Raw genomic sequence first — 21,408 nt, forward strand, 5'->3', positions numbered from 1 at the left:
GAGCTTATCGCGCAAGGCGGTTGGGATGTCCGGTCCTTGCCGATGCGTCTGCGTCTCGGCGCTCTCCGGAACGTTCCGCTTCCGTTGGCAAGAGGTGGTCCGCGAGCCGGATCGGCGAAGAGGTACCGGGTGCCATACTGAGCGGAGACACTTGATCTCGCATAAGCGGGATTAGGTGGGATCTGCCGGGATCATATGGGGAAACCTATATCGGGCAGGCGTTTTCAACCTCTCTCGATCGCTCTGGACGGTGGCGCACGATTTTGCAGAAGCCGGAAGTTTCTGGCGAACGGGACACTTGATTTTGCAGAATGAGGGGCGTGCTTCTCAGTGGCCGCCAAAAGCCCCCTGCTGCACTGCTGAACGGCTGGCCAACGGCAAGCCCGTCACGCCGGGAAACCTCATAATGTCGGTTATTTGGCAGGGCGAGCGGCTCCGCGGGCGGTGGCCTAAGAGACGTTTGTACCAGCGCGGAAAAGTGCGCGGCAGGCGGGGGCGCGCGCCGTCCTCGCTTCGGGGTTCACACCATGATCCCGGAAGTGTCGCACCGTTGAGGGTGATCGGTTTCGGAGTTCAAAAAATTCACAAAAGCAAGATGTTAGGGATTGGCGGTCCGACCGCTCGCCCCCACGAACCAGGAAGAAAATGCGATAGCGACAAGGGAAGTCGGGCCCTTGGCGTACAGGTTTCCCGGTCAGCTGAAAATTCAGGGCCCTGACTATTCGGCGAGTGAAATCAAGCTGTAAGAGGGCGTTGATGTGGTTCGGAGTGGGTGTTTGACGTCTGCTTCAGACGGTCGGCGCCACCTCCTGCACCTGGTGCAAAATCAAGTGTCTCGTCCTGCAGAACCAAGTGTCGCGCGTCACTCGGCCCGGTCCTCTCGCCGGCGGGAAGAGGAGAAGCGGTGGGGTAACCGGTGTCTGCCACGAACCGCGCGGGCGCCAATCCCATCCTCCGCCCCCTTCCCGAACCCCTTCCCATTGCCTACCTGACAGCGGGGCACGGGCGCGCTAAGACGTCGGCTTTCCTTTGAGGCCGCGTGGCGCGGTCCCTAACGAGGCGCATTCGAATGACCGGAACCACGCGGTCGAGCGCGGGGCTCGACCCTCGGCGGCGGCGGCTTCTCTTTCGCGCATGGCACCGCGGCACGCGCGAGATGGACCTGCTGATGGGCCGCTTCGCCGATGCCCTGTTGCCGGAAATGAGCGAGGAGGAGGTCGATGCCTTCGAGCTGCTGATCGAGATCGAGGATCCGGACCTGTTGGGCTGGGTCAATGCCGGCGTCGCCCCGGCGCCGTTCGACACGCCGATGTTCCAGCGTTTCTGCCGCTTCCACCTCTCCGGGGAAGGCCTTCCCGAAATATGAGCAAAGCCCGTTCCGCCCTGATCGACCGCAGCCTGATCAGCCATCTCGCTCCCGGCCGCACGGTCACTCTCGCCAATGTGCCGGCCGGCATGCAGGGGCTGGTCATCGGCGACCTCGCCCGCGCGCTGGCGGCGAAGGAAGAGGCCGCCTGGCCGACGCTTACCGTGATCTGCCGCGACGCCGAGCGCATGGCCGAGTTGGAGCGGGCGCTCGCCTTCTTCGCTCCCGAGGTCGAGCGACTGCCGCTCCCCGGCTGGGACTGCCTGCCCTATGACCGCTCCTCGCCGCATGCCGATATCGTCGCCCGGCGCATGACCACGCTCGCGCGGCTGGCGCGGGTGAAGGGGCGCGAGGGTGGCTCGATCGTGCTCACCACCGTCGACGCGGCACTCCAGCGCGTGCCGAAGCGGGCGCTGGTCGGCACGCAGTCCTTCTCGGCGGCGCCCGGCAATGCGCTGTCGCTCGACGAGGTGACCGGCTGGGCGGAAATCAACGGCTTCATCCGTACGCCGACCGTGCGCGACACCGGCGAATATGCGGTGCGCGGCGGCATCGTCGACCTGTTCCCGCCCGGCCTGCCGCTGCCGGTGCGGCTCGACTTCTTCGGCGATACGCTGGAATCCATCCGCTCCTTCGATCCGGAGACCCAGCGCACCGCCGCGCAGATGCGCGCGCTCGACCTGGTGCCGATGAGCGAGTTGCAGCTGACCACCGAGACGATGCGGCGCTTCCGCATGGCCTATGTGGCGCAGTTCGGCGCCGCCCAGCGCGGCGACATGCTCTACGAGGCGGTGAGCGAGGGCCGGCGCTATCCGGGCATGGAGCACTGGCTGCCGCTGTTCCATGACGGGCTCGACACGCTGTTCGACTATCTCGGCGACAGCCCGATCGTGATGGAGGCGCAGACCGGCGACGCCGCCGGCGAGCGGCTGGCGCAGATCCGCGACTATTACGACGCCCGGCGCGAGAGCAACGAGCATCCGGGCCACGGCATGCTCGGCGGCGGCACGCCCTACAAGCCGCTGCCGCCGGACGCGCTCTACCTCGCCGAGGAGGAGTGGACACGGCGGCGCGCCGAGGCGCCGGCGGTGGCGCTGACGGCGTTTTCCGTGCCGCCGTCCAAGGAGGTGCTGGACCTCGAGGGCCGTCCGGCGCGCTCCTTCGCGCCCGAGCGGGCCGATCCGGAGGCCAACCTGTTCGAGGCCGCCGTCGCCTATCTGCGCGAGCTGTCGGTGACCAAGCGCACGGTCGTCACCGCGTGGTCGGAAGGTTCGCTCGACCGCCTCACCACCGTGCTCGGCGATCATGGGCTGAAGGGCACGCAGCGGGTCGGCTCGCGCGATGCCGCCGAGACGCTGCCGAAGGGGGCGCTTGGCGTCTCCGTGCTCGGCATCGAGAGCGGCTTCGAGACCGACACGCTGGCGGTGATCGGCGAGCAGGACATTCTCGGCGACCGCCTGGTGCGCCCCAAGCGCAAGGCGCGCCGGCCGCAGGACGTGATCTCCGAACTGTCGGCGCTGACCGCCGGCGACCTCGTGGTGCATGTCGACCACGGCATCGGCCGGTTCGTCGGCCTGAAGACCATCGAGGCGATGGGCGCGCCGCACGACTGCCTCGAGATCCACTACGCGGAAGGCTCCAAGCTGTTCCTGCCGGTGGAGAATCTCGAACTGCTGTCGCGCTACGGCTCGGAGGACACCGAGGCGCAGCTCGACCGGCTGGGCGGCGGCGGCTGGCAGGCCCGCAAGGCGAAGATGCGCTCGCGCATCCGCGAGATGGCGGCCGAGCTGATCAAGGTGGCGGCCGAGCGCCAGCTCAAGGAAGCGCCGCGGCTGGTGCCGGCCGAAGGCGCCTATGACGAGTTCCGCGCCCGCTTCCCCTATGAGGAGACCGAGGACCAGGACGCCGCCATCGAGGCGGTGTTCGACGATCTCGGCTCCGGCCATCCGATGGACCGCCTCGTCTGCGGCGATGTCGGCTTCGGCAAGACCGAGGTGGCGCTGCGCGCGGCCTTCGCGGTGGCGCTGAACGGCAAGCAGGTGGCGATCGTCGTGCCGACGACGCTGCTCGCGCGCCAGCACTTCAAGACCTTTTCCGAGCGCTTCAAGGAGCTGCCTATCGTGGTCCGCCAGGCCTCGCGCCTGGTGCCGGCCAAGGAACTCAGCGAGACCCGCAAGGGGCTGGCCGACGGCACGGTCGACATCGTGGTCGGCACCCACGCGCTGCTCGGCAAGGCGATCTCCTTCAAGGATCTCGGCCTCGTCATCGTCGACGAGGAGCAGCATTTCGGCGTCGGCCACAAGGAGAAGCTGAAGCAGCTGCGCGCCGAGGTGCACGTACTGACGCTCACCGCGACCCCCATTCCCCGCACGTTGCAGCTGGCGATGACCGGGGTGCGCGAGCTCTCCATCATCGCCTCGCCGCCGGTGGATCGCCTCGCGGTGCGTACCTTCGTGGCGCCGTTCGATCCGCTGATCGTGCGGGAAGCTCTGCTGCGCGAGCGTTATCGCGGCGGCCAGAGCTTCTATGTCTGCCCGCGCATCGAGGATCTCGGCGAGGTGAAGGCCTATCTCGACCAGAACGTGCCGGAGGTGAAGGTCACCGTCGCGCACGGCCAGATGGCGGCGACGCAGTTGGAAGAGATCATGTCCGCCTTCTATGACGGGCAGTTCGACGTGCTGCTGTCGACCACCATCGTGGAATCCGGCCTCGACGTGCCTAATGCCAACACGCTGATCATCCACCGCGCCGACATGTTCGGCCTCGCCCAACTCTACCAGCTGCGCGGGCGGGTGGGGCGCTCCAAGACCCGCGCCTATGCGATCTTCACCCTGCCGGCCGAGAAGCAGATCACCCAGCAGGCGGAGAAGCGGCTCAAGGTGCTGCAATCGCTCGACACGCTGGGCGCCGGCTTCCAGCTCGCCAGCCACGACCTCGACATTCGTGGCGCCGGCAATCTCCTGGGCGACGAGCAGTCCGGCCACATCAAGGAGGTCGGCTACGAGCTCTACCAGGAGATGCTGGAGGACGCGATCGCCGCCCTCAAGGCCGGCATCACCGCGCCGGTGGCGGAGAAGTGGTCGCCGCAGATCTCCATCGGCGCGCCGGTGCTGATCCCCGAGGACTATGTCGCCGACCTGCATGTGCGGCTGAACCTCTATCGCCGCCTCGCCGACCTCGAGACCGAGGAGGAGATCGAGGAAGTCGGCACCGAGCTGGTCGACCGCTTCGGCCCGGCGCCGGAAGAGGTGAAGCAGTTCCTCAAGCTGGTCGCCATCAAGGCGCTGTGCCGGCGCGCCAATGTCGAGAAGGTCGATGCCGGCCCGCGCGGGGCGGTGCTGACCTTCCGCGACAACCAGTTCCCGAATACGGCCGGGCTGGTGGCCTATCTCGGCAAGCCGCATGTCATCGCCAAGGTGCGGCCGGACCTGAAGGTGGTGTTCTCCGACGACTGGGCGACCGCCAATGCGCGGCTGAAGGGCGTCGGGGCTATCCTGAAGGAGCTGGCGAAGATCGCCGGCGGCACCGCCAAGGCGGCATGAGCCGGGGGCGGGGGCGTCTGGCGGTTCGGGCGGGGTAGGCGAGGCGGCGTGGGCCTGCGTTCTTCGAGGCTCGCTGCGCTCGGACGTCAGGATGCGGGGCGGGGTAAGGCGGCGTGTCGGGTGCGGGATGGTGTGAGGGGCTTGCCCGAGTCACTCCCCTCCGTCCTTATCCATCGAGAACACCCTCATCCTGGGGGGCGAGGCGGCGCGGGCCTCGAAGGATGGTCATCCGGGAGCGCGCATGAGCGCCGTCGTTTACATGCTGCGCTGCGCCGACAGTTCCTATGCGGCTCGACTCGCGGGGCGCTGGAGATACGTCTCGCCGAACATCAGAGCGGAACGTCTCCCGACTACACGTATCGACGGCGGCCCGTGACACTCATCTGGTCGGAACATTTCCCACGGATCGACGATGCGGTGGCCGCCGAAAGGCAGTTGAAGGGCTGGAGCCGCGCGAAGAAGGAAGCGCTGGCACGCGGCGACTGGACGTCGTTGCGTGAGGCGGCGCGACGGCCATCCACCCGCAAGGAGTAGGTGGCCACCGGTTCCCGGACGGGCATCCTTCGAGGCTCGCTTCGCTCGCACCTCAGGATGCGGGGCTGTTCTTGCGGGAAGAACCGAAGGGCTCTGGCCTACGGATCGGAATCGTAGGCGCCGTCGCCATCGGGCAGGTCGTCGGCATCCACGTCGTTGCCGATGCCGACACCCACGCCGCCGAGCTCGTTGCCGCCGGCCTGGTTCATGTAGTCCATCGACTTGTCGGAGCCCGGACGATCCGGCATCGGGCCGGGATCGAGATAGTTCGGGTTGTTCAGCGGCGGAATGACGATTTCCTCGCCCTGCGCGCCCGGCTGCGCCTGCGGATGGACGGTGATGGACTGCTGGGCGCCGGCAGGTCCCACGGCTAGGGCCGCGGCGGCAAGGCCGGCGGCAAGAAATGCGGCGTAACGCATGGTCGAACTCCGAAGGATAGCCAAATCTCCAACACCGGCCGCCCCCTAAGGAGCCGTTTCCGTCCGGCCTGTCCAGCGTTGGGGCGTCGCTAGGTTAAGGAAATCGGCTTGTGTGGCCCGCGCGCCCGTCGCGGTGGTGCCGGGGTAGGCGGGGCCCGGCGCCTCAGCGCTTGCGCTCGCCCTGCCACCACGTCTCGGCCAGCGTGCCGCGCAGCGACAGCGTCGCCGGCCGCTCGACGTCGCGCCAGCGGGCGAGCCATTCGCCCGGCGTGTAGAACAAGGGCAGCGAGAAGCCGGCCGAGATCAGCACCCGGTCGAGTGCCCGCACGGCGGTGACGAAATCCTCGCGCGAGCGGGCGGCGAGCAGCGCCTCGATCATCGCATCCGCCGCCGGGCTTCTCAGGCCCATGAAGTTGCGGGTGCCCGGCGTGTCGGCGGCGGCGGAGCCGAAATAGAAGGCCTGCTCATTGCCCGGCGAGAGCGACTGGTCCCAGATATAGGGCACGATGTCGTAGTCGTAGTTCGTCTTGCGCGCCTCGAACTGGGCGCCGTCGACGAGGCGGATCGACAGATCGATGCCGGCGCGCTTCAGCATGCGCTGCCACGCCAGGGCGAGACGCTCCTGATCATAGGTGCCGACCAGCACCTCCGGAGCCAGCGGGCGGCCATCGGCGCCCGAGACGAGCCGGCCGCTGCGCAGCACGTAGCCGGCGGCCGCGAAATGCTCCAGCGCCGTCTTCAGGCGGTCGCGGTCGCGGCCGGAGCCGTCGGAGGAGGGCGGCTGCCAGCTGCCGTCCATCACCGTCGGTGTCACGGCGTCGGGGTAGGGGGCCAACAAGGCGCGCTCGGCGGCGTCGGCGGGGCGGCCGCGCGCGGAAAGCTCGGAGCCGTCGAAGAAGCTGCCGCAGCGCCGGTAAAGGCCGAAATAGAGATTGGCGTTCGCCCATTCTGCGTCGAACAGCTCGATCATGCCGGCGCGCAGGCGGGGATCGTCGAAGGGCTTGCGGCGCATGTTGAAGATCAGCGCCGAATAGGGCTTGGGCACCCGGGTGGCGATGTCCTCGCGCAGGATGCGCCCGTCGCGCACCGCCGGGATGTCGTAGCCCGAGCTCCAACGGCCGGGATCGGTCTCGAAGCGGACGTCGGTGAGGCCGTGCTTGAACGCCTCGAACAGGCCGTTCACGTCGCGATAATAGTCGTAGCGCAGCTCGGCGAAATTATAGAGGCCGCGATTGACCGGCAGCCCGTCGCCCCAATAGTCGGCGCGTCGCCGCAGCGTGACGCTCTCGCCCGGACGCACCGCCGCGACCTCGTAGGGGCCGGAGCCGAGCGGTGCCTTGAAGCTGGTCTGCTCGAAGGTTTCGGCATCGGTGGCGTGGCGGGCGAGGATCGGCATCAGGCCGAGAATGAGCGGCAGCTCGCGGTCGACGCTGGCGAAGTCGAAGCGGACGGCCCGCTCGCCGGTGGCCTGCGCGCGGGCGACCTTGCCGTAATAGCTGCGCAGATTGGGCCGGCCACGGGTCTTGAGGAGTTCGAAGGAGAACAGCACGTCGTCGACGGTGAGCACGGTGCCGTCGGCGAATCGGGCGCGTTCGTCGATCTCGAAGGCGACATAGGAGCGGGCGTCGTCGGTTTCGATCGAGCGGGCGAGGAGGCCGTAGACGGTGAAGGCCTCGTCGGGCGAGCGGGCCATCAGGCTCTCGACGAGGTTCCAGCGCACGAAAGGAGCGGGCGAGCCGCGCACGATGAAGGGATTGAGGCTGTCGAAGGCGCCGACCGCGCCCTGCACCAGCCGACCGCCGCGCGGGGCGGATGGATTGACGCTGGCATAGTGAGCGAAATCAGCGGGATAGAGCGGATCACCGTGCATGGCGAGGCCATGATGTGGCACGGGTGGGCCCTCGGGGGCGGCGGCTGCCACGGTTTCGGCAAGCCCGTGCGTCACAATGCCAGGCAGGCAGGTGGCCAGTGCGATCCCTTTGGCGGCCACGAGGCCGTTGCGCAGGACGGCGCGACGGGTGATATCGGGCACGCTTGCTGTTTCCTTGCGACGGATTCGGTATGGATCGGTCGCGCCACTGATAACAGAATGGACGCCGGCCGCGCCATGAGCCACTGTCTTGCCGCATTTGGACGGGAGACAGCCTCGTCTCCCTTAAGGCGCCAAGGCGTTCGTCGCCGTAGCCCAGCGCCGTAGCTTCGCCGCGGTTCGCACGACAGGAACTTGATATGATCAGACGCTCGTTTTCCGCGCCGCAGTCGCGCCTGGCGCGCAAGTTTGCCGGAGCCGCCCTGCTCCTCGCCCTTGCCGGCACCGGCACTGCCATGGCCCAGACGGCGCAGAAGCCGGCGGCCAAGCCCGCCGCTCCGGCCGCCGCCCCGGCGCCGGCGCAGCAGCAGGGCCAGGCCGCCCCGCAGATCCCGGCGATCCCGATCCCGTGGGTGAAGCGCTGCGAGGACAATGCGCAGATCAACAAGAAGGTCTGCAACTACGAGCAGAGCATCATCACCGATTCCGGGCAGTTCCTCGTCCGCTTCGGCATCTTCGAGGTGAAGGACGATCCGAAGAAGTTCTTCACCGTCTCCTTCCCGACCGGCGTGCTGCTGCGCCAGGGCTTCCGCGTGGCGCTGGCCAACGAGCAGCCGATCCTCGGCACCTACATCATGTGCGACGAGCGCACCTGCCGCGGCGACCTGCAGGTCGACGACGATTTCATCGCCCGCATGAAGAAGGCCCCGGGCCTGACCATCCAGGCCGCCAATGCGGTCGGCCGGTTGATCAACTACCCGATCGGTCTCGGCGACTTCGCCAAGGTCTATGACGGCGGCGACACCGACCCGAAGGTGTTCGAGGAGCAGGTCAAGAAGATCCAGGACCAGGTGAAGGCCCGCCAGGACCAGCTGAAGGCGCAGGCCTCGGCGCAGGAGGAGAAGACCAAGCAGGGTCTGGAGAAGCTCGGCGCCGAGAAGCTGAAGGGCGCGCAGCCGGCCCAGTGAGGCCGGCTCTCTCCCGGGAGATGCGATAATGAAAATGCCCGGTCTCTCGCGAGCGCCGGGCATTTTTCATGAAGAGCCGAAGGCGGGAGGTCGCCGAAGACGCGGGGTTACTGCAGCCGGTCGCTCTTCACCCGCCAGCCGCCATCGCCATCGGCGGCGAGCATTTCCTCGACCTGGGGATGGCGCACCGGCTCGCCGGAGGTGTCCGGCTCGAGGTTCTGCTCGGAGACATAGGCGACATATTCGGTGTCGGCGTTCTCGGCGAGCAGGTGGTAGAAGGGCTGGTCCTTGGACGGGCGCATATGCTCGGGGATCGATTCCCACCACTCGTCGGTGTTGGCGAATTCCGGGTCCACATCGAACACCACGCCGCGAAACGGGAAGTGGCGGTGGCGTACCACCTGACCGATGCGGTATTTGGCGATGCGTTCCTTCATGTCCATATCGTTCGCCCTTCCGCGCGGGTGAGCCCTAAGCGCCGGGTGCGGCGATGTCAACTTTAGCAGCACTTTCGTCGCAGTTGAGGCCGGCCGCCTGGGCCGGACGGCCACGGGTCCCGTCGATGCAACCGCCATGCCGCATTCCGCCGATTGACCGCACCGTGGCGAGCCGATAGCCAACGGGCATGGCCGACGTCCTCGCGCTTGCGCTTCCCTTCTTCGGAGTGATCTTCCTCGGCCTCGGCTGCGGCAAGATCGCGCGCATCCCGGAGAGCGGGCTCGCCTGGCTGAGCTTCTTCATCATCTATGTCGCGCTGCCGGCGCTGTTCTACTCGCTGGTGGCGCGCACGCCGTTCCACGAACTCGCCAATGGCCGCTTCATCCTGGCGACGACGCTGTGCTCGGCGAGCTGCTTCGCGCTGTCGCTGGGCGTCGGCCTGTGGCTGCGCCGCAACCTGCCGGAGGCGACGATCGCGGCGGTGGTCGGCTCCTATTCCAATGTCGGCTATATGGGCCCCGGCCTGACGCTCGGTGCGCTGGGCGCGGCGGCCTCGGTGCCCACCGCGCTGATCTTCGTGTTCGATAGCCTGCTGTTCTTCACCGTGGTGCCGCTGCTGATGGCACTGGGCGGGCGCGACAAGCGCTCGCTGCCCGCCACGCTCTGGTATGTGGTGCGGCGGGTGGCGACGCATCCGTTCAACGTCGCCACCTTCCTCGGCGTGCTCTCCGCCGCCATCGAGTTCCACCCGCCGGCGGCGATCGACCGCATGCTGGAGTTCCTGAAGAACGCGGCGGCGCCCTGCGCGCTGTTCACCCTCGGCGTGTCGGTGGCGCTGCGGCCGATGGGCAAGGTCTCCGGCGAGGTGCCGTTCCTCATCGCCATCAAGCTGCTGCTCCACCCGGTGCTGGTGTTCACCGTGCTGATGCTGGTCGGCGGCTTCTCGCCGGTGTGGGTGGCGACGGCGGTGCTGATGGCGGGGCTGCCGCCGGCGCTCAACGCCTTCATCATGGCCAAGCAGTACGAGACCTATGTCGAAGGCGCCTCCGGCGGCGTGCTGATCGGTACCGTAGTGTCGGTGGCGACCGTCACCGCGCTGCTCTATGCCGTGCAGCACGACATGCTGCCGCACAGCCTGAACTGACAGATCAGACAGTTAGGCGACGTTATTCGCGTCGGATGCGAGCTCCGCGGCCGGCGCCCGCATCAGCCGCGGCACGTCGCGGCCGGGGCCGACGCCCTCGCGCATGGCGAGGCGGCGCAGCGTCGCCGAGCGGCCGAGCGCCCAAAGGCCGAGCCCACGCGCGCCCTGGATGGGCAGAAATCCGGTCAGCAGCGAGCGGTTGAACAGGTCGACGGCGAGGCTGCGGCTGCCGACATCCATGCGGCGGCGTCGCTCATAGGCGTCGGCGATGTCGCTGCCGGCCGGGTCGCGACCGGCGCGGCGGGCATCGCCGGCGAGCTCGGCGAGGGTGGCGGCGTCGCGAATGCCGAGATTGAGCCCCTGCGCGCCGATGGGCGGCAGGATGTGCGCCGCCTCGCCCATGAGGAAGATCCGCCCGGCGGCGAAGCGCTCGGCGGTGCCGGCGACCAGCGGGAAGGCGCCGCGCGGGCCGTCGAGCCGCATCTTGCCGAGCAGGGAGTGGGCGCGGCGCTCCATCTCGCGGGAGAAGGCGGCGTCGTCCAGCGCCGACAGCACCTCGGCATCCTTCGGGGCGACGACGCAGACGATGCTGGCGCGGTTGCCCGGCAGCGGCACCAGGGTGAACGGTCCGGTCGGGGTATGGAACTCGGTGGAGACGTCGCGATGCGGCCGGTCGTGCGACAGCGTCGCGGTGATCGCGACCTGCGGGTAGTCGCGTGTGTGCAGGCCGATGCCGGCGGCGGCGCGGCAGGGCGAGTTCCGCCCGTCGGCGGCGGCGACCAGCGCGGCGGCGAGGGTGCGGCCGTCGTCGAGGACGAGGCGGGCGGCGTCCGGCTCATCGGTGACCGTGGCGACGCTGGCCTTGACGCGGGTGATTCGCGGCACGGCGGCGATGCCGGCCTCCAGCGCCTGCAGCAGCGCTTCGTTCTCGACATTCCACGCGAAGGCGGGCAGGCCGAGTTCACCGGCCTCGAAGCTCACCTCGGGGGCGCGCCACAGCCGGCCGGTGTCGTCGACGAGGCGCATGACCCGCAGCGGCGAGACCTTCCGCGATGCCCCGACCCCCTGGAGGCGGGGCCACACGCCAAGCGCCTCGAGCGCATGCACCGAGCCGTCCATCAGCGCGGTGGCGCGGGCGTCGCGCCGGCGCGGCGGGCCGATCAGCGTCACGTCAAACCCCTCGGCGGCGAAGGCGAGGGCCGCGATCATTCCGGCCGCGCCGGCGCCGATCACGGCCACGTCGATGGGGGCGAGCGCCGGGCTTTGCGCCGGGCTTCGCGACGCGGAAGCGGGGTGCGGCTCCATGAGGGCCTCCATCTTGTGTTGTGCGGGGCTACAAGGCCGGGCATGAGTGTGGGATAAGCGAGGGCAACGCGGTCTGTCCATGCGGATCGCTACGGGCGTGATATATGCGCGACGTCGACGAGGAAGAAGCCGGCCGGTCTCGCGTCGCGGCCTTGGGAGAGAAACCAGTGGCGGTATCCGTCAAACCGTTCGCGGAGAAGCCGACGCGTCAGCAGACGCTTGCCTTCGCCGTCCATGTGTTCACCGCCACCGGCGCCGTGCTCGGCCTGCTGGCGCTGATCGCCGCGGTCGAGGGCAACTGGGCGTTGATGTTCGCCTGGCTCGGAGCGGCGCTGTTCGTCGACGGCATCGACGGCTCGATGGCCCGCAAGGTGCGGGTGGTGGAAGTGCTGCCGCGCTGGTCGGGCGAGACGCTCGACCTCGTGGTCGACTACCTCACCTATGTGCTGGTGCCGGCCTTCGCGGTGGCGACCGGCGGGCTGATGCCGGCCTGGCTGGCGGTGCCGGCCAGCGCGGCGATCCTGCTCACCAGCGCGCTGTATTTCGCCGACACCAACATGAAGACCGAGGACAAGTATTTCCAAGGCTTCCCGGCGGTGTGGAACCTCGTGGTGTTCTACTTCTTCCTGCTGCCGATGAACGGCTATGTGGTGGCGGCGGTCATCGCCTTCCTGGCGGCGGCGACCTTCCTGCCGATCAAGTTCGTGCACCCGTTCCGGGTGGTGCGCGCGCGGCTCTTGACCATCGGGCTGCTGGCGCTGTGGGCGGTGCTGGCGGTGACGGCGGTGGTGGAGAAGCTCGCCCCGCCGATCTGGGTCGATGTCGGCCTGTGCCTCGTCGCCCTGTATTTCCTGCTGTTCGGACTGGTGCCCTCGCGGCGTCGCTCGGCCTGAGCGCCGGTCTTCCCCATCCCTGTTTCGGAGTGCGTTCCATGGTCCAGGCAGTGCGCGTGCATGAGGTCGGCGGTCCCGAGGTGCTGAAGCTCGAGGAAATCGAGCTCAAGTCGCCCGGCCCGGGCGAAGTGCGGGTGCGGCACACCGCCATCGGGCTGAACTTCATCGACACCTATTTCCGCACCGGCCTCTATCCGGCGGCGGGCGGGCTGCCCTTCATCCCCGGCAACGAGGCGGCTGGTGTGATCGAGGCGGTCGGCGAGGGCGTCACCGGCTTCAAGCGCGGCGACCGCGTCGCCTATGGCACCGCCTTCGGCGCCTATTGCACCGAGCGGGTGATGCCGACCACGACGCTGGTGAAGCTGCCCGACGGCATCGCCGACGAGACCGCCGCCGCCATGATGCTGAAGGGCATGACCGCCCGCTATCTGCTGCGCCAGACCTATCCGGTGAAGGCGGGCGACGTGGTGCTGGTGCAGGCGGCGGCCGGCGGCGTCGGGCAGATCCTCTGCCAGTGGGCGAGCCATCTCGGCGCCACGGTGATCGGCACGGCTGGCTCGCCGGAGAAATGCGCCATCGCCAAGGAAGCCGGGGCCGCCTACGCCATCGACTACTCCAAGGAGGATTTCGCGGCGCGGGTGAAGGAGATCACCGAGGGCGCGCTGTGCGACGTGGTCTATGACGGCGTCGGCCAGGCAACCTATCCCGCCTCGCTGGACTGCCTGCGGCCGCGCGGCATGTGGGTCAGCTTCGGCAACGCGTCGGGCGCCATCCAGAACTTCTCGCTGCTGCTGCTGTCGCAGAAGGGCTCGCTCTATGCGACCCGCCCGACGCTGTTCACCCATGTGGCGACCCGCGAGGCGCTGGACGCCAACGCCGCCGACCTGTTCGACGTGGTGTCGAAGGGGGCGGTGAAGATCCCGGTGAACCAGCGTTACCGGCTCGCCGACGCCGCTGAGGCGCATCGCGAGCTCGAAGGGCGCAAGACCACCGGATCGAGCGTGCTGATTCCCTGAGGCGACGTCCGGTCCGCGCCGAGCAAAGCGTCCGCTGGTCGACACTGGCCAGCTAGCGCTCATTGGCTGATGCAACGGCGGGAAGATACGAAATTGCCGTGAATTGCATCAAGTCGGCGGGGCGCCCGGCCAGACTTTGGGCTTGCTCCGCCTAACCGGCATGCGATGCTTGTTTAAAGTGCATCTGTCGTGGAAACCGGATGAGACATCGCTGCCCGCTCCGACCGGTTCCGACAGCAAGGCTCGCGCGCACGCCACTGGAGCGTGCCTGCCTCTGGAGGGCGCGCCATGGCTGATGTCGTGCCGTCCGATCCATTGGCATCGGAGCCGCCGCCGGCGCTCCTGGAGGCGATCGGGCTGACCAAGCGCTTCGGCGCGCTGGTGGCGAACGATCACGTCAGCCTCGCCATCCGTGCCGGCGAGACGCATGCGCTGCTCGGCGAGAACGGCGCCGGCAAGTCGACGCTGGTGAAGATGATGTGCGGCCTGCTGCAGGCCGATTCCGGCGAGCTGCGCTTCGAAGGCGCGCCGGTCTCCTTCCCCGATCCGGCGGCGTCGCGGGCGCGCGGCATTGGCGTGGTGTTCCAGCATTTCGCGCTGTTCGACGCGCTGACCGTGGTGGAGAACGTCGCGCTCGGCCTGCCGCGCCATGAAGGCCTGGCGGCGCTCGCCGCTCGTATCGAAGCCTGCGTGCATCGCTACGGGCTTCAGGTCGAGCCCTATCGGCTGGTCGGCGAACTCTCGGTGGGTGAGCGCCAGCGGGTGGAGATCGTGCGCTGCCTGCTTGGCGATCCGCGGGTGCTGATCCTCGACGAGCCGACCTCGGTGCTCACCCCGGACGAATCGGAAAGCCTGTTCCGCACCGTCGACCTGCTCACCGCCGAGGGGCGGGCGGTGCTGTTCATCTCGCACAAGCTCGACGAGGTGCGCCGCCTGTGCCAGCGCGCCACCGTGCTGCGTGGCGGCAAGTTCATCGCCGAGGTCGATCCGCGCCGCGAGAGCGCCGCCAGCCTCGCCCGGCTGATGGTCGGCGCCGAGGTGCCGCGCACGCCGCGCATCGTGACCCACGAGCTCGGCGAGCCGCGCCTGCTGGTGAAGAACCTCAACCTCAAGGGCGACGGCTCGCGCGGTTCGGCGCTGATCGACATCAATCTGGAGATCCGCGCCGGCGAGATCATCGGTATCGCCGGGGTGGCCGGCAACGGCCAGACCGCGCTGTTCGAGGCGCTGTCCGGCGAGCGGCTGGGTGGCGACGCCGAGGCCATCGTCATCGACCGCACCCCGGCCGGCGCGCTCGGGCCGACCGAGCGACGGGCGCTCCGGGCCGGCTTCGTGCCGGAGGAGCGGCTCGGCCACGCGGCGGCACCGGATATGCGGCTCTCGGACAATGTGTTGCTCACCACCCATGGCGACGGCCGCAATGTGCGGCACGGCGTGATCCGCCATTCGGTGCTGCACGCGATGTTCGGCGAGATCGTCAAGCGCTTCGACGTGCGATTTGGCGGGCGCGACCCGAAGGCGCGGCGGCTGTCCGGCGGCAATTTGCAGAAATTCGTCATCGGCCGCGAGGTGCTGCGCGAGCCGGTGCTGCTCATCGTCGACCAGCCGACCTGGGGCGTCGACGCGGCGGCGGCGAGCTTCATCCGCACCACGCTGCGAGCCAAGGCGGCGGAAGGCTGCGCGGTGCTGGTGATCAGCCAGGACCTCGACGAATTGCTGGAATTCACCGACCGCATCGCGGTGATGTGCGAGGGACGGCTCACCGCGCCGGTGCCGGTGGAGGAAACCTCGCGCGAGGCGATCGGTCTTGCCATGGGCGGCGCGGAGACGGCCTCCGCGCAGGGGGATGCCGATGCCGCTTAAGCTGGAGAGACAGGAGAACGTGCCGCTCGCCGGGCTGATCGCCGCGCCCTTCGTGGCGCTGGCGGTGACGCTGGTGGTCGGCGCGGTGATGTTCCTCGCCATGGGGCAGGACCCCGTCGAGGCGTTCCGCATCTATTTCATCGATCCGCTGGGCGACGCCTACACCTTGCAGGAACTGGTGGTGAAGGCCTGCCCGCTGCTGCTGATCGGCGTCGGGCTGGCCTTCTGCTACCGGGCCAATCGCTGGAACATCGGCGCCGAGGGGCAATATGTCGTCGGCGCGGTGTTCGGCTCCTGGCTCGCTTTGGCGACGCACGGCACCGAGGCCGGCCCGTGGGTGCTGCCGGCGATGCTGGTGCTCGGCGCGCTCGGCGGCGCCGCCTACGGGCTGATCCCCGCCTTCCTGCGCGTGCGTTTCGGCGCGAGCGAGATCCTCACCTCGCTGATGCTGGTCTATGTCGCCCAGCTCGGCCTCGACTATCTGGTGCGCGGCCCGTGGCGCGACCCGGCCGGCTTCAACTTTCCCCAGAGCGTGACCTTCGATGCGGTGGCGACCGTGCCGCTGCTGTTCGAGGAAGGGCGCATGCATGCCGGCATCGTCATCGCGCTCGTGGTGGTGGTGGCGGCGACCTTCGTGCTGGGGCGCACGCTGGTCGGCTTCTCCATCGAACTCGGCGGCTCGGCGCCGCGCGCGGCGGCCTTCGCCGGCTTCGACGAGCGGCGCGTGACCTATGGCGTGTTCGCGGTCTCCGGCGCGCTGGCCGGGCTCGCCGGCATCATCGAGGTGGCCGGCCCGATCGGCAACCTGCAACCGTCGATCTCACCGGGCTACGGCTTCACCGCCATCATCGCCGCCATGCTGGGGCGGCTGCATCCGGTGGGGATCCTGGTGTCGAGCTTCATACTGGCGCTGACCTATATCGGCGGCGAGGCGGCGCAGATCTCGCTGCGCATGCCGTTTGACGTCACCCGGGTGTTCCAGGGCACGCTGCTCATCGCCATCCTGGCGGCGGACGTGCTGGTGCGCTACCGCATCCGGCGGGTGGAAGGGGTGCGCCATGCTTGACACGGTGATGATTGGCGCGGTGCTGGCCAGCGTGGTGGCGGCGGCGACCACGCTCCTGATCGCCTCGCTCGGCGAGCTGGTGGCGGAGCGGGCCGGCACGCTCAATCTCGGCGTCGAGGGCATGATGATCATCGGCGCGGCCGTCGGCTACGCCACCGCCTATTCCTCCGGCAGCCTGCTGCTCGGCACGCTGGCGGCGGTGCTGGCGGGGATGGCGCTGTCGCTGGTGTTCGCGACGCTGACCATCTGGCTGGCGGCGAACCAAGTGGCGTCCGGCCTCGCCACCACCATTCTCGGCCTCGGCCTCGCCGGGCTGATCGGCGCGTCCTTCGTCGGCACGCGGCTCGACGCCGCGCCGGCGCTCGACATTCCCGGCCTTTCCGACCTACCGATCCTCGGCAAGGTGGCGTTCGGGCAGGATGCCTTCGTCTACGCCTCGGTGGCGCTGCTGGCGCTGGTGACCTGGGGGCTCGCCCGCACCCGCATTGGGCTCATCCTCCGCGCCGTTGGCGAGAGCCATGCCGCCGCCCATGCGCTCGGCCATCCCGTGCGCAAGATCCGCACGCTGGCGGTGATGTTCGGCGGCGCCTGCGCCGGCCTCGCAGGGGCGCATTTGTCGCTCGCCTATACGCCGTTCTGGGCCAGCGACATGACCGCCGGGCGGGGCTGGATCGCGCTGGCGCTGGTGGTGTTCTCCGCCTGGAAGCCGCTCTGGCTATTGGCCGGCGCCTATCTGTTCGGCGCGGTGTCGATCCTGCAACTGCATGTGCAGGGCTTCGGCCTCGGCATTCCCTCGCAATTGCTGTCCTCGCTGCCCTATCTGGCGACGGTGGCGGCGCTGGTGCTGATCTCGGCGATGAAGCGCGGGCAGGGTGCCCCCGCCTCGCTCGGCGTACCCTTCGTGCCGGACCGCTGAGCGGCGGCGCAGTATCCGGCCGCGCAAGCGGCCGTGTGTCCCCGCGGCGGCGGCCCCGGTGGGATGCGTGACCAAAGGCCGCCGCGGACAGGAAGAGCGGAGACGTTCATGCGGAAGATTCTCTCATTGGCGCTGGGCCTCGCCGCGGGTGCGGCTCTGGCCGGCGCCGGCGCGCTGCCGGCTTCCGCCGCCGAGAAGCTGAAGGCGGCGTGGGTATATATCGGGCCGGTCGGCGATTTCGGCTGGAGCTACCAGCACGACCAGGGCCGCAAGGCGGTCGAGGCGGCGTTCGGCGACAAGGTCGAGACCTCCTATGTCGAGAGCGTGCCGGAAGGCCCCGACGCCGAGCGGGTGATCGAGCAACTGGCCCGCGCCGGCAACAAGATCATCTTCACCACCTCCTTCGGCTACATGGAGCCGACGCTGAAGGTGGCGAAGCGGCACCCGAAGGTGTTCTTCGAGCATGCCACCGGCTACAAGCGCGACAAGAACATGGCGACCTACAACGCCAAGTTCCACGAGGGCCGCTACATCCTCGGCCAGATCGCCGCCAAGATGTCGAAGACCGGCACCATCGGCTACATCGCCTCCTTCCCGATTCCGGAGGTGATCTCGGGCATCAACGCGATGATGCTCGGCGCGCAGTCGGTGAACCCCGACATGAAGGTGAAGATCGTCTGGGTGAACTCCTGGTTCGATCCCGCCAAGGAGGCCGACGCCGCCAAGGCGCTGATCGACCAGGGCGTCGACATCATCGCCCAGCACACCGACAGCCCGGCCGCCATGCAGGTCGCCGAGGCGCGCGGCGTCAAGGCGTTCGGCCAGTCCTCCGACATGATCAAGTTCGGCCCTAACGCGCAGCTCACCTCGATCGTCGACAACTGGGCGCCCTACTATGTCGAGCGCGTCAAGGAGGCGATGGACGGCTCGTGGAAGTCGACCGACACCTGGGCCGGCCTCAAGGAGGGCGAGGTGCACATGGCCGACTACACCAACATGCCCGACGACGTGAAGAAGCTGGCGCAGGAGACCGAAGCCAAGATCAAGTCCGGTGCGCTGAACCCCTTCCAGGGCCCGGTCGTCAAGCAGGACGGCACGGTAGTGGCGAAGGCCGGCGAGGCGGTGGCCGACAAGGATATCCTGTCGATGAACTGGTACGTGAAGGGCATCGACGACAAGGTGCCCGGCCAGTGAGCCGGGGCGCCTGACCCTTCCCAGCCATCGGCGGCGACCTCCGGGCCGCCGGACCTTTCCAAGCCATCGGCGGCGACCTCCGGGCCGCCGCCGAGATTGCCAAAGCCACTTCCATATGCGATGCGCCAGATCATACCGTGCCCGGCTTCGCGAACGACCGGGCCGGACGGCGACAATGGGAGCGGCGGCGGGCGCATGAGGATACCGGTGGACATCGCCGCCATGGGCGCGCGGGCGACGGAGATGCTCGATGCTCTCGGCGTCATCTCGCAGTCCGGCGACAACCTCACCCGCTTCTTCCTGACCCCGGAGCATCGTCGCGCCGCCGATCTGGTCGCCGGCTACATGAACGCGGCCGGGCTCGACGTCTCCGAGGATGCGCTCGGCACGCTGCGCGGCCGCTGGCAGCCGGCCGGTCCCGAGGCACCGCGCCTGCTGATCGGCTCGCATATCGATACCGTCGCCAATGCCGGCCGTTATGACGGCACCATGGGGGTGATCGTCGGCATTCTCGCGGTCGAGGCGGTGGTGAAGGCCGGGCTGAAGCGACCCTATGGCATCGATGTGCTCGCCTTCGGCGACGAGGAGGGCACGCGCTTTCCCACCACGCTGTCGTCCTCCGCCGCGGTGGCCGGGCATTTCCTGCCGTCCTGGCTCGGCGCGCGCGACGCCGACGGCGTCTCGCTCGAGGAGGCGATCCGCGCCTATGGCAAGGATCCCGCCGACATTCCGGCGGCGGCCTACGACCCCGACAAGACCATCGCCTATGTCGAGGCTCATATCGAGCAGGGGCCGGTGCTGGAGGCCGAGGGCGAGCCGCTGGGCATCGTCTCCGCCATTGCCGGCGCCTCGCGGCTGTCGATCACCGTTACCGGCGAGGCCGGCCATGCCGGCACCGTACCGATGCGCATGCGCCGCGACGCCTTCGCCGGTGCCGCCGAGATGGCGCTGGTGGCCGAGAAGATCGCCCGCGCCGACCGCCACGGCATGGTGGCGACGGTGGGGCGGCTGCATGTCGAGCCCGGCTCGGTCAACGTCATCCCGTCGCGGGTGGTGTTCACCCTCGACCTGCGCTCCGGCTCCGATATCTCCCGCCGCGAGGCGCTTACCGAATTCGAGCGCGAGGCGCACCGCATCGCCGATGCGCGCGGGCTCGGCGTGGTGATTTCCGCCTTTCACGAGGTCGGCACCGTGCCATGCTACCGCGATCTCCAGCTGAGGCTGCGCAACGCCGCCGCCGATCTCGGCCACCGCGCGCCGACCCTGCCGTCCGGCGCCGGCCATGACGGGCAGGCCATGTCGCGCCTGTGCCCGGTCGGCATGTTGTTCGTGCGCTGCCGGGGCGGGATCAGCCATAATCCAGCGGAATACGCCAGCCCGCAGGATATCGGGCTTGCGGTGGCGGCGCTGGTGCGTTTCATCGAACGGTTCGAGCTGCCGCAACTGGCGGGCAGCGTCCAGGGAGCAGAGCAGTGAGCCAAGTCGAAGCGGGCGTCGCGGGTCGCGACGGAGAGCGGCTCCAACGCGAGGTGGCGTTCCTCAAGGCGGTGGTCCGCGTGCCGAGCGACAACCCGCCCGGCGACTGCGCCGCCCATGCCGAAGTGACCGGGCAACTGCTGGAGGAACTCGGCTTCACTGTCGAGCGCCATCCGGTGCCCGAGCCCTTCGTCAAGAGCTACGGCATGAAGTCGGTGGTCAATCTGGTGGTGCGCGAGCGCTTCGGCGACGCCAAGGGGCCGGTGATCGCGCTCAATGCCCATGGCGACGTGGTGCCGCCGGGCGAGGGCTGGACCTTCGATCCCTATGGCGCCGAGGAGAAGGGCGGGGCGATCTATGGCCGCGGCGCCGCGGTGTCGAAGTCTGACTTCGCCACCTATGCCTTCGCGCTGCTCGCCCTGAAGCAGAAGCCCGAGGGCCTCGACGGCACCGTCGAGCTGCATTTGACCTATGACGAGGAGGCCGGCGGCTTCGTCGGGCCGAAATGGCTGCTGGAGCACGGCCTGTCCAAGCCCGACTACGCGATCTCGGCCGGCTTCTCCTATTCCGTCGTGGTGGCACATAACGGTGCGCTGCACCTCGAAATCGTGGTGCGCGGCAAGCAGGCGCATGCCGCCATGCCCGAGACCGGCGCCGACGCGCTGGAAGCCGCGACCGCCATCCTGACCGCCATCTATGGCGAGCGCCGTCGCCTTTACGGCATCACCAGCGCCACGCCGGGCATCGGCTCGCCGAAGATCACGGTGGGCCTGATCTCCGGCGGCATCAACACCAATGTGGTGCCGGACCGCATCTCGCTGCGCGTCGACCGGCGCCTGACGCCCGAGGAGAATGGCGAGGAGGTCGAGGCCGCGCTCACCGCGCTGGTGGAGAAGGCGGTCGAGGGCTGGGACGGCATCGACATCGAGTGCCGGCGCATCATCCTCGCCGAGCCGCTGCGCACGCTGCCGGGCACCGAGCCGCTGGTGGAGACCATCCAGAAGCACGCGGCCGAGATACTGGGCGAGGTGCCGCCGGCGACTGCCGTGCCGCTCTACACCGATGCGCGTCACTACACCGCCGCCGGGATCCCCACCGTGCTCTACGGCGCCGGGCCGCGCTCGATCCTCGAGGCCAACGCCCATGCCGCCGACGAGCATGTGCGCATCTCCGACCTCGACAAGGCGACGCGGATCATCGAGGGCGCGCTGCGCGACCTGCTCGCCGCCCGCTAGCCGC

At 68.9% G+C, this 21,408-nt stretch carries 17 protein-coding genes; 13 read left to right on the forward strand and 4 right to left on the reverse strand.

Features of this window, described 5'->3' with window-relative positions:
- The first annotated feature begins 1,069 nt into the window (after window positions 1-1,069).
- From LGR54_RS24805 to LGR54_RS24815, 3 genes are all read left to right on the forward strand, one after another.
- A complete protein-coding gene (locus LGR54_RS24805) occupies window positions 1,070-1,366 on the forward strand; it encodes a succinate dehydrogenase assembly factor 2 (RefSeq protein ID WP_214006830.1) in 297 nt (98 codons plus the stop codon).
- Complete coding sequence (mfd, locus tag LGR54_RS24810) at window positions 1,363-4,908, forward strand: transcription-repair coupling factor (RefSeq protein ID WP_230364637.1); 3,546 nt, start codon at window positions 1,363-1,365, stop codon at window positions 4,906-4,908. The genes LGR54_RS24805 and mfd overlap by 4 nt, the downstream gene beginning before the upstream one ends.
- Before the next feature lie 132 nt (window positions 4,909-5,040).
- Window positions 5,041-5,442, forward strand: coding sequence for a GIY-YIG nuclease family protein (locus tag LGR54_RS24815; protein WP_370638279.1), 402 nt, complete (start codon window positions 5,041-5,043; stop codon window positions 5,440-5,442).
- Window positions 5,443-5,540: 98 nt separating this feature from the next.
- Here the strand turns inward: LGR54_RS24815 and LGR54_RS24820 are convergent, their stop codons facing one another.
- The gene (locus tag LGR54_RS24820; protein WP_230364638.1) at window positions 5,541-5,861 is read right to left on the reverse strand and encodes a hypothetical protein; all 321 of its coding nucleotides are present in this window, start codon (window positions 5,859-5,861) and stop codon (window positions 5,541-5,543) included.
- Between the two features lie 163 nt (window positions 5,862-6,024).
- A complete protein-coding gene (locus tag LGR54_RS24825) occupies window positions 6,025-7,731 on the reverse strand; it encodes an extracellular solute-binding protein (RefSeq protein WP_230364667.1) in 1,707 nt (568 codons plus the stop codon).
- Window positions 7,732-8,090: 359 nt separating this feature from the next.
- On the opposite strand from LGR54_RS24825, the gene LGR54_RS24830 reads away from it, so the two are divergent.
- Window positions 8,091-8,858 (forward strand): invasion associated locus B family protein, encoded by a 768-nt coding sequence (locus LGR54_RS24830; protein WP_230364639.1) that lies wholly within the window; start codon window positions 8,091-8,093, stop codon window positions 8,856-8,858.
- 107 nt (window positions 8,859-8,965) lie between these two features.
- Here LGR54_RS24830 and hspQ read toward each other — a convergent pair whose 3' ends face one another.
- Window positions 8,966-9,295, reverse strand: coding sequence for a heat shock protein HspQ (gene hspQ / locus LGR54_RS24835; protein ID WP_213351762.1), 330 nt, complete (start codon window positions 9,293-9,295; stop codon window positions 8,966-8,968).
- Between the two features lie 188 nt (window positions 9,296-9,483).
- On the opposite strand from hspQ, the gene LGR54_RS24840 reads away from it, so the two are divergent.
- Complete coding sequence (locus tag LGR54_RS24840; RefSeq protein WP_230364640.1) at window positions 9,484-10,440, forward strand: AEC family transporter; 957 nt, start codon at window positions 9,484-9,486, stop codon at window positions 10,438-10,440.
- Window positions 10,441-10,452: 12 nt separating this feature from the next.
- On the opposite strand, the gene LGR54_RS24845 is transcribed toward LGR54_RS24840, so the two are convergent.
- Window positions 10,453-11,745, reverse strand: a complete 1,293-nt coding sequence (locus tag LGR54_RS24845; RefSeq protein ID WP_230364641.1) for a UbiH/UbiF family hydroxylase — start codon at window positions 11,743-11,745, stop codon at window positions 10,453-10,455.
- Window positions 11,746-11,912: 167 nt separating this feature from the next.
- Between LGR54_RS24845 and LGR54_RS24850 the strand changes: the two genes are divergently transcribed.
- From LGR54_RS24850 to LGR54_RS24885, 8 genes are all read left to right on the forward strand, one after another.
- Entirely contained in the window at window positions 11,913-12,638 is a 726-nt protein-coding gene (locus tag LGR54_RS24850; RefSeq protein ID WP_230364642.1) for a phosphatidylcholine/phosphatidylserine synthase, read from the forward strand.
- A 38-nt stretch (window positions 12,639-12,676) separates the two neighbouring features.
- Window positions 12,677-13,654, forward strand: a complete 978-nt coding sequence (locus tag LGR54_RS24855) for a quinone oxidoreductase (RefSeq protein WP_230364643.1) — start codon at window positions 12,677-12,679, stop codon at window positions 13,652-13,654.
- 288 nt (window positions 13,655-13,942) lie between these two features.
- On the forward strand, window positions 13,943-15,517 hold the full coding sequence (locus LGR54_RS24860) for an ABC transporter ATP-binding protein (RefSeq protein WP_230364644.1): 1,575 nt from the start codon (window positions 13,943-13,945) through the stop codon (window positions 15,515-15,517).
- On the forward strand, window positions 15,507-16,583 hold the full coding sequence (locus tag LGR54_RS24865) for an ABC transporter permease (protein ID WP_230364645.1): 1,077 nt from the start codon (window positions 15,507-15,509) through the stop codon (window positions 16,581-16,583). The genes LGR54_RS24860 and LGR54_RS24865 overlap by 11 nt, the downstream gene beginning before the upstream one ends.
- Window positions 16,576-17,499: an ABC transporter permease gene (locus LGR54_RS24870; RefSeq protein WP_230364646.1), complete on the forward strand. Its 924-nt coding sequence runs from the start codon at window positions 16,576-16,578 to the stop codon at window positions 17,497-17,499. Before LGR54_RS24865 ends, LGR54_RS24870 begins: the two co-directional genes overlap by 8 nt.
- A gap of 108 nt (window positions 17,500-17,607) precedes the next feature.
- On the forward strand, window positions 17,608-18,693 hold the full coding sequence (locus LGR54_RS24875) for a BMP family ABC transporter substrate-binding protein (protein WP_230364647.1): 1,086 nt from the start codon (window positions 17,608-17,610) through the stop codon (window positions 18,691-18,693).
- A 195-nt stretch (window positions 18,694-18,888) separates the two neighbouring features.
- Window positions 18,889-20,169: an allantoate amidohydrolase gene (locus LGR54_RS24880; RefSeq protein WP_230364648.1), complete on the forward strand. Its 1,281-nt coding sequence runs from the start codon at window positions 18,889-18,891 to the stop codon at window positions 20,167-20,169.
- A complete protein-coding gene (locus LGR54_RS24885) occupies window positions 20,166-21,404 on the forward strand; it encodes an ArgE/DapE family deacylase (RefSeq protein ID WP_230364649.1) in 1,239 nt (412 codons plus the stop codon). Before LGR54_RS24880 ends, LGR54_RS24885 begins: the two co-directional genes overlap by 4 nt.
- Window positions 21,405-21,408: the final 4 nt, after the last annotated feature.

The organism is Ancylobacter sp. Lp-2, from assembly GCF_020523795.1.
Lineage (GTDB): Bacteria > Pseudomonadota > Alphaproteobacteria > Rhizobiales > Xanthobacteraceae > Ancylobacter.

What these genes read in the sequence shown, in the direction of transcription:
- LGR54_RS24855 (WP_230364643.1), top strand. Translation starts at nt 12,677, where the DNA reads ATGGTCCAGGCAGTGCGCGTGCATGAGGTCGGCGGTCCCGAGGTGCTG.
- LGR54_RS24825 (WP_230364667.1), bottom strand. Translation starts at nt 7,731, where the DNA reads ATGCACGGTGATCCGCTCTATCCCGCTGATTTCGCTCACTATGCCAGC.
- LGR54_RS24820 (WP_230364638.1), bottom strand. Translation starts at nt 5,861, where the DNA reads ATGCGTTACGCCGCATTTCTTGCCGCCGGCCTTGCCGCCGCGGCCCTA.
- LGR54_RS24845 (WP_230364641.1), bottom strand. Translation starts at nt 11,745, where the DNA reads ATGGAGCCGCACCCCGCTTCCGCGTCGCGAAGCCCGGCGCAAAGCCCG.
- mfd (WP_230364637.1), top strand. Translation starts at nt 1,363, where the DNA reads ATGAGCAAAGCCCGTTCCGCCCTGATCGACCGCAGCCTGATCAGCCAT.
- LGR54_RS24880 (WP_230364648.1), top strand. Translation starts at nt 18,889, where the DNA reads ATGAGGATACCGGTGGACATCGCCGCCATGGGCGCGCGGGCGACGGAG.
- hspQ (WP_213351762.1), bottom strand. Translation starts at nt 9,295, where the DNA reads ATGAAGGAACGCATCGCCAAATACCGCATCGGTCAGGTGGTACGCCAC.
- LGR54_RS24870 (WP_230364646.1), top strand. Translation starts at nt 16,576, where the DNA reads ATGCTTGACACGGTGATGATTGGCGCGGTGCTGGCCAGCGTGGTGGCG.
- LGR54_RS24805 (WP_214006830.1), top strand. Translation starts at nt 1,070, where the DNA reads ATGACCGGAACCACGCGGTCGAGCGCGGGGCTCGACCCTCGGCGGCGG.
- LGR54_RS24830 (WP_230364639.1), top strand. Translation starts at nt 8,091, where the DNA reads ATGATCAGACGCTCGTTTTCCGCGCCGCAGTCGCGCCTGGCGCGCAAG.
- LGR54_RS24860 (WP_230364644.1), top strand. Translation starts at nt 13,943, where the DNA reads ATGGCTGATGTCGTGCCGTCCGATCCATTGGCATCGGAGCCGCCGCCG.
- LGR54_RS24865 (WP_230364645.1), top strand. Translation starts at nt 15,507, where the DNA reads ATGCCGCTTAAGCTGGAGAGACAGGAGAACGTGCCGCTCGCCGGGCTG.
- LGR54_RS24840 (WP_230364640.1), top strand. Translation starts at nt 9,484, where the DNA reads ATGGCCGACGTCCTCGCGCTTGCGCTTCCCTTCTTCGGAGTGATCTTC.
- LGR54_RS24875 (WP_230364647.1), top strand. Translation starts at nt 17,608, where the DNA reads ATGCGGAAGATTCTCTCATTGGCGCTGGGCCTCGCCGCGGGTGCGGCT.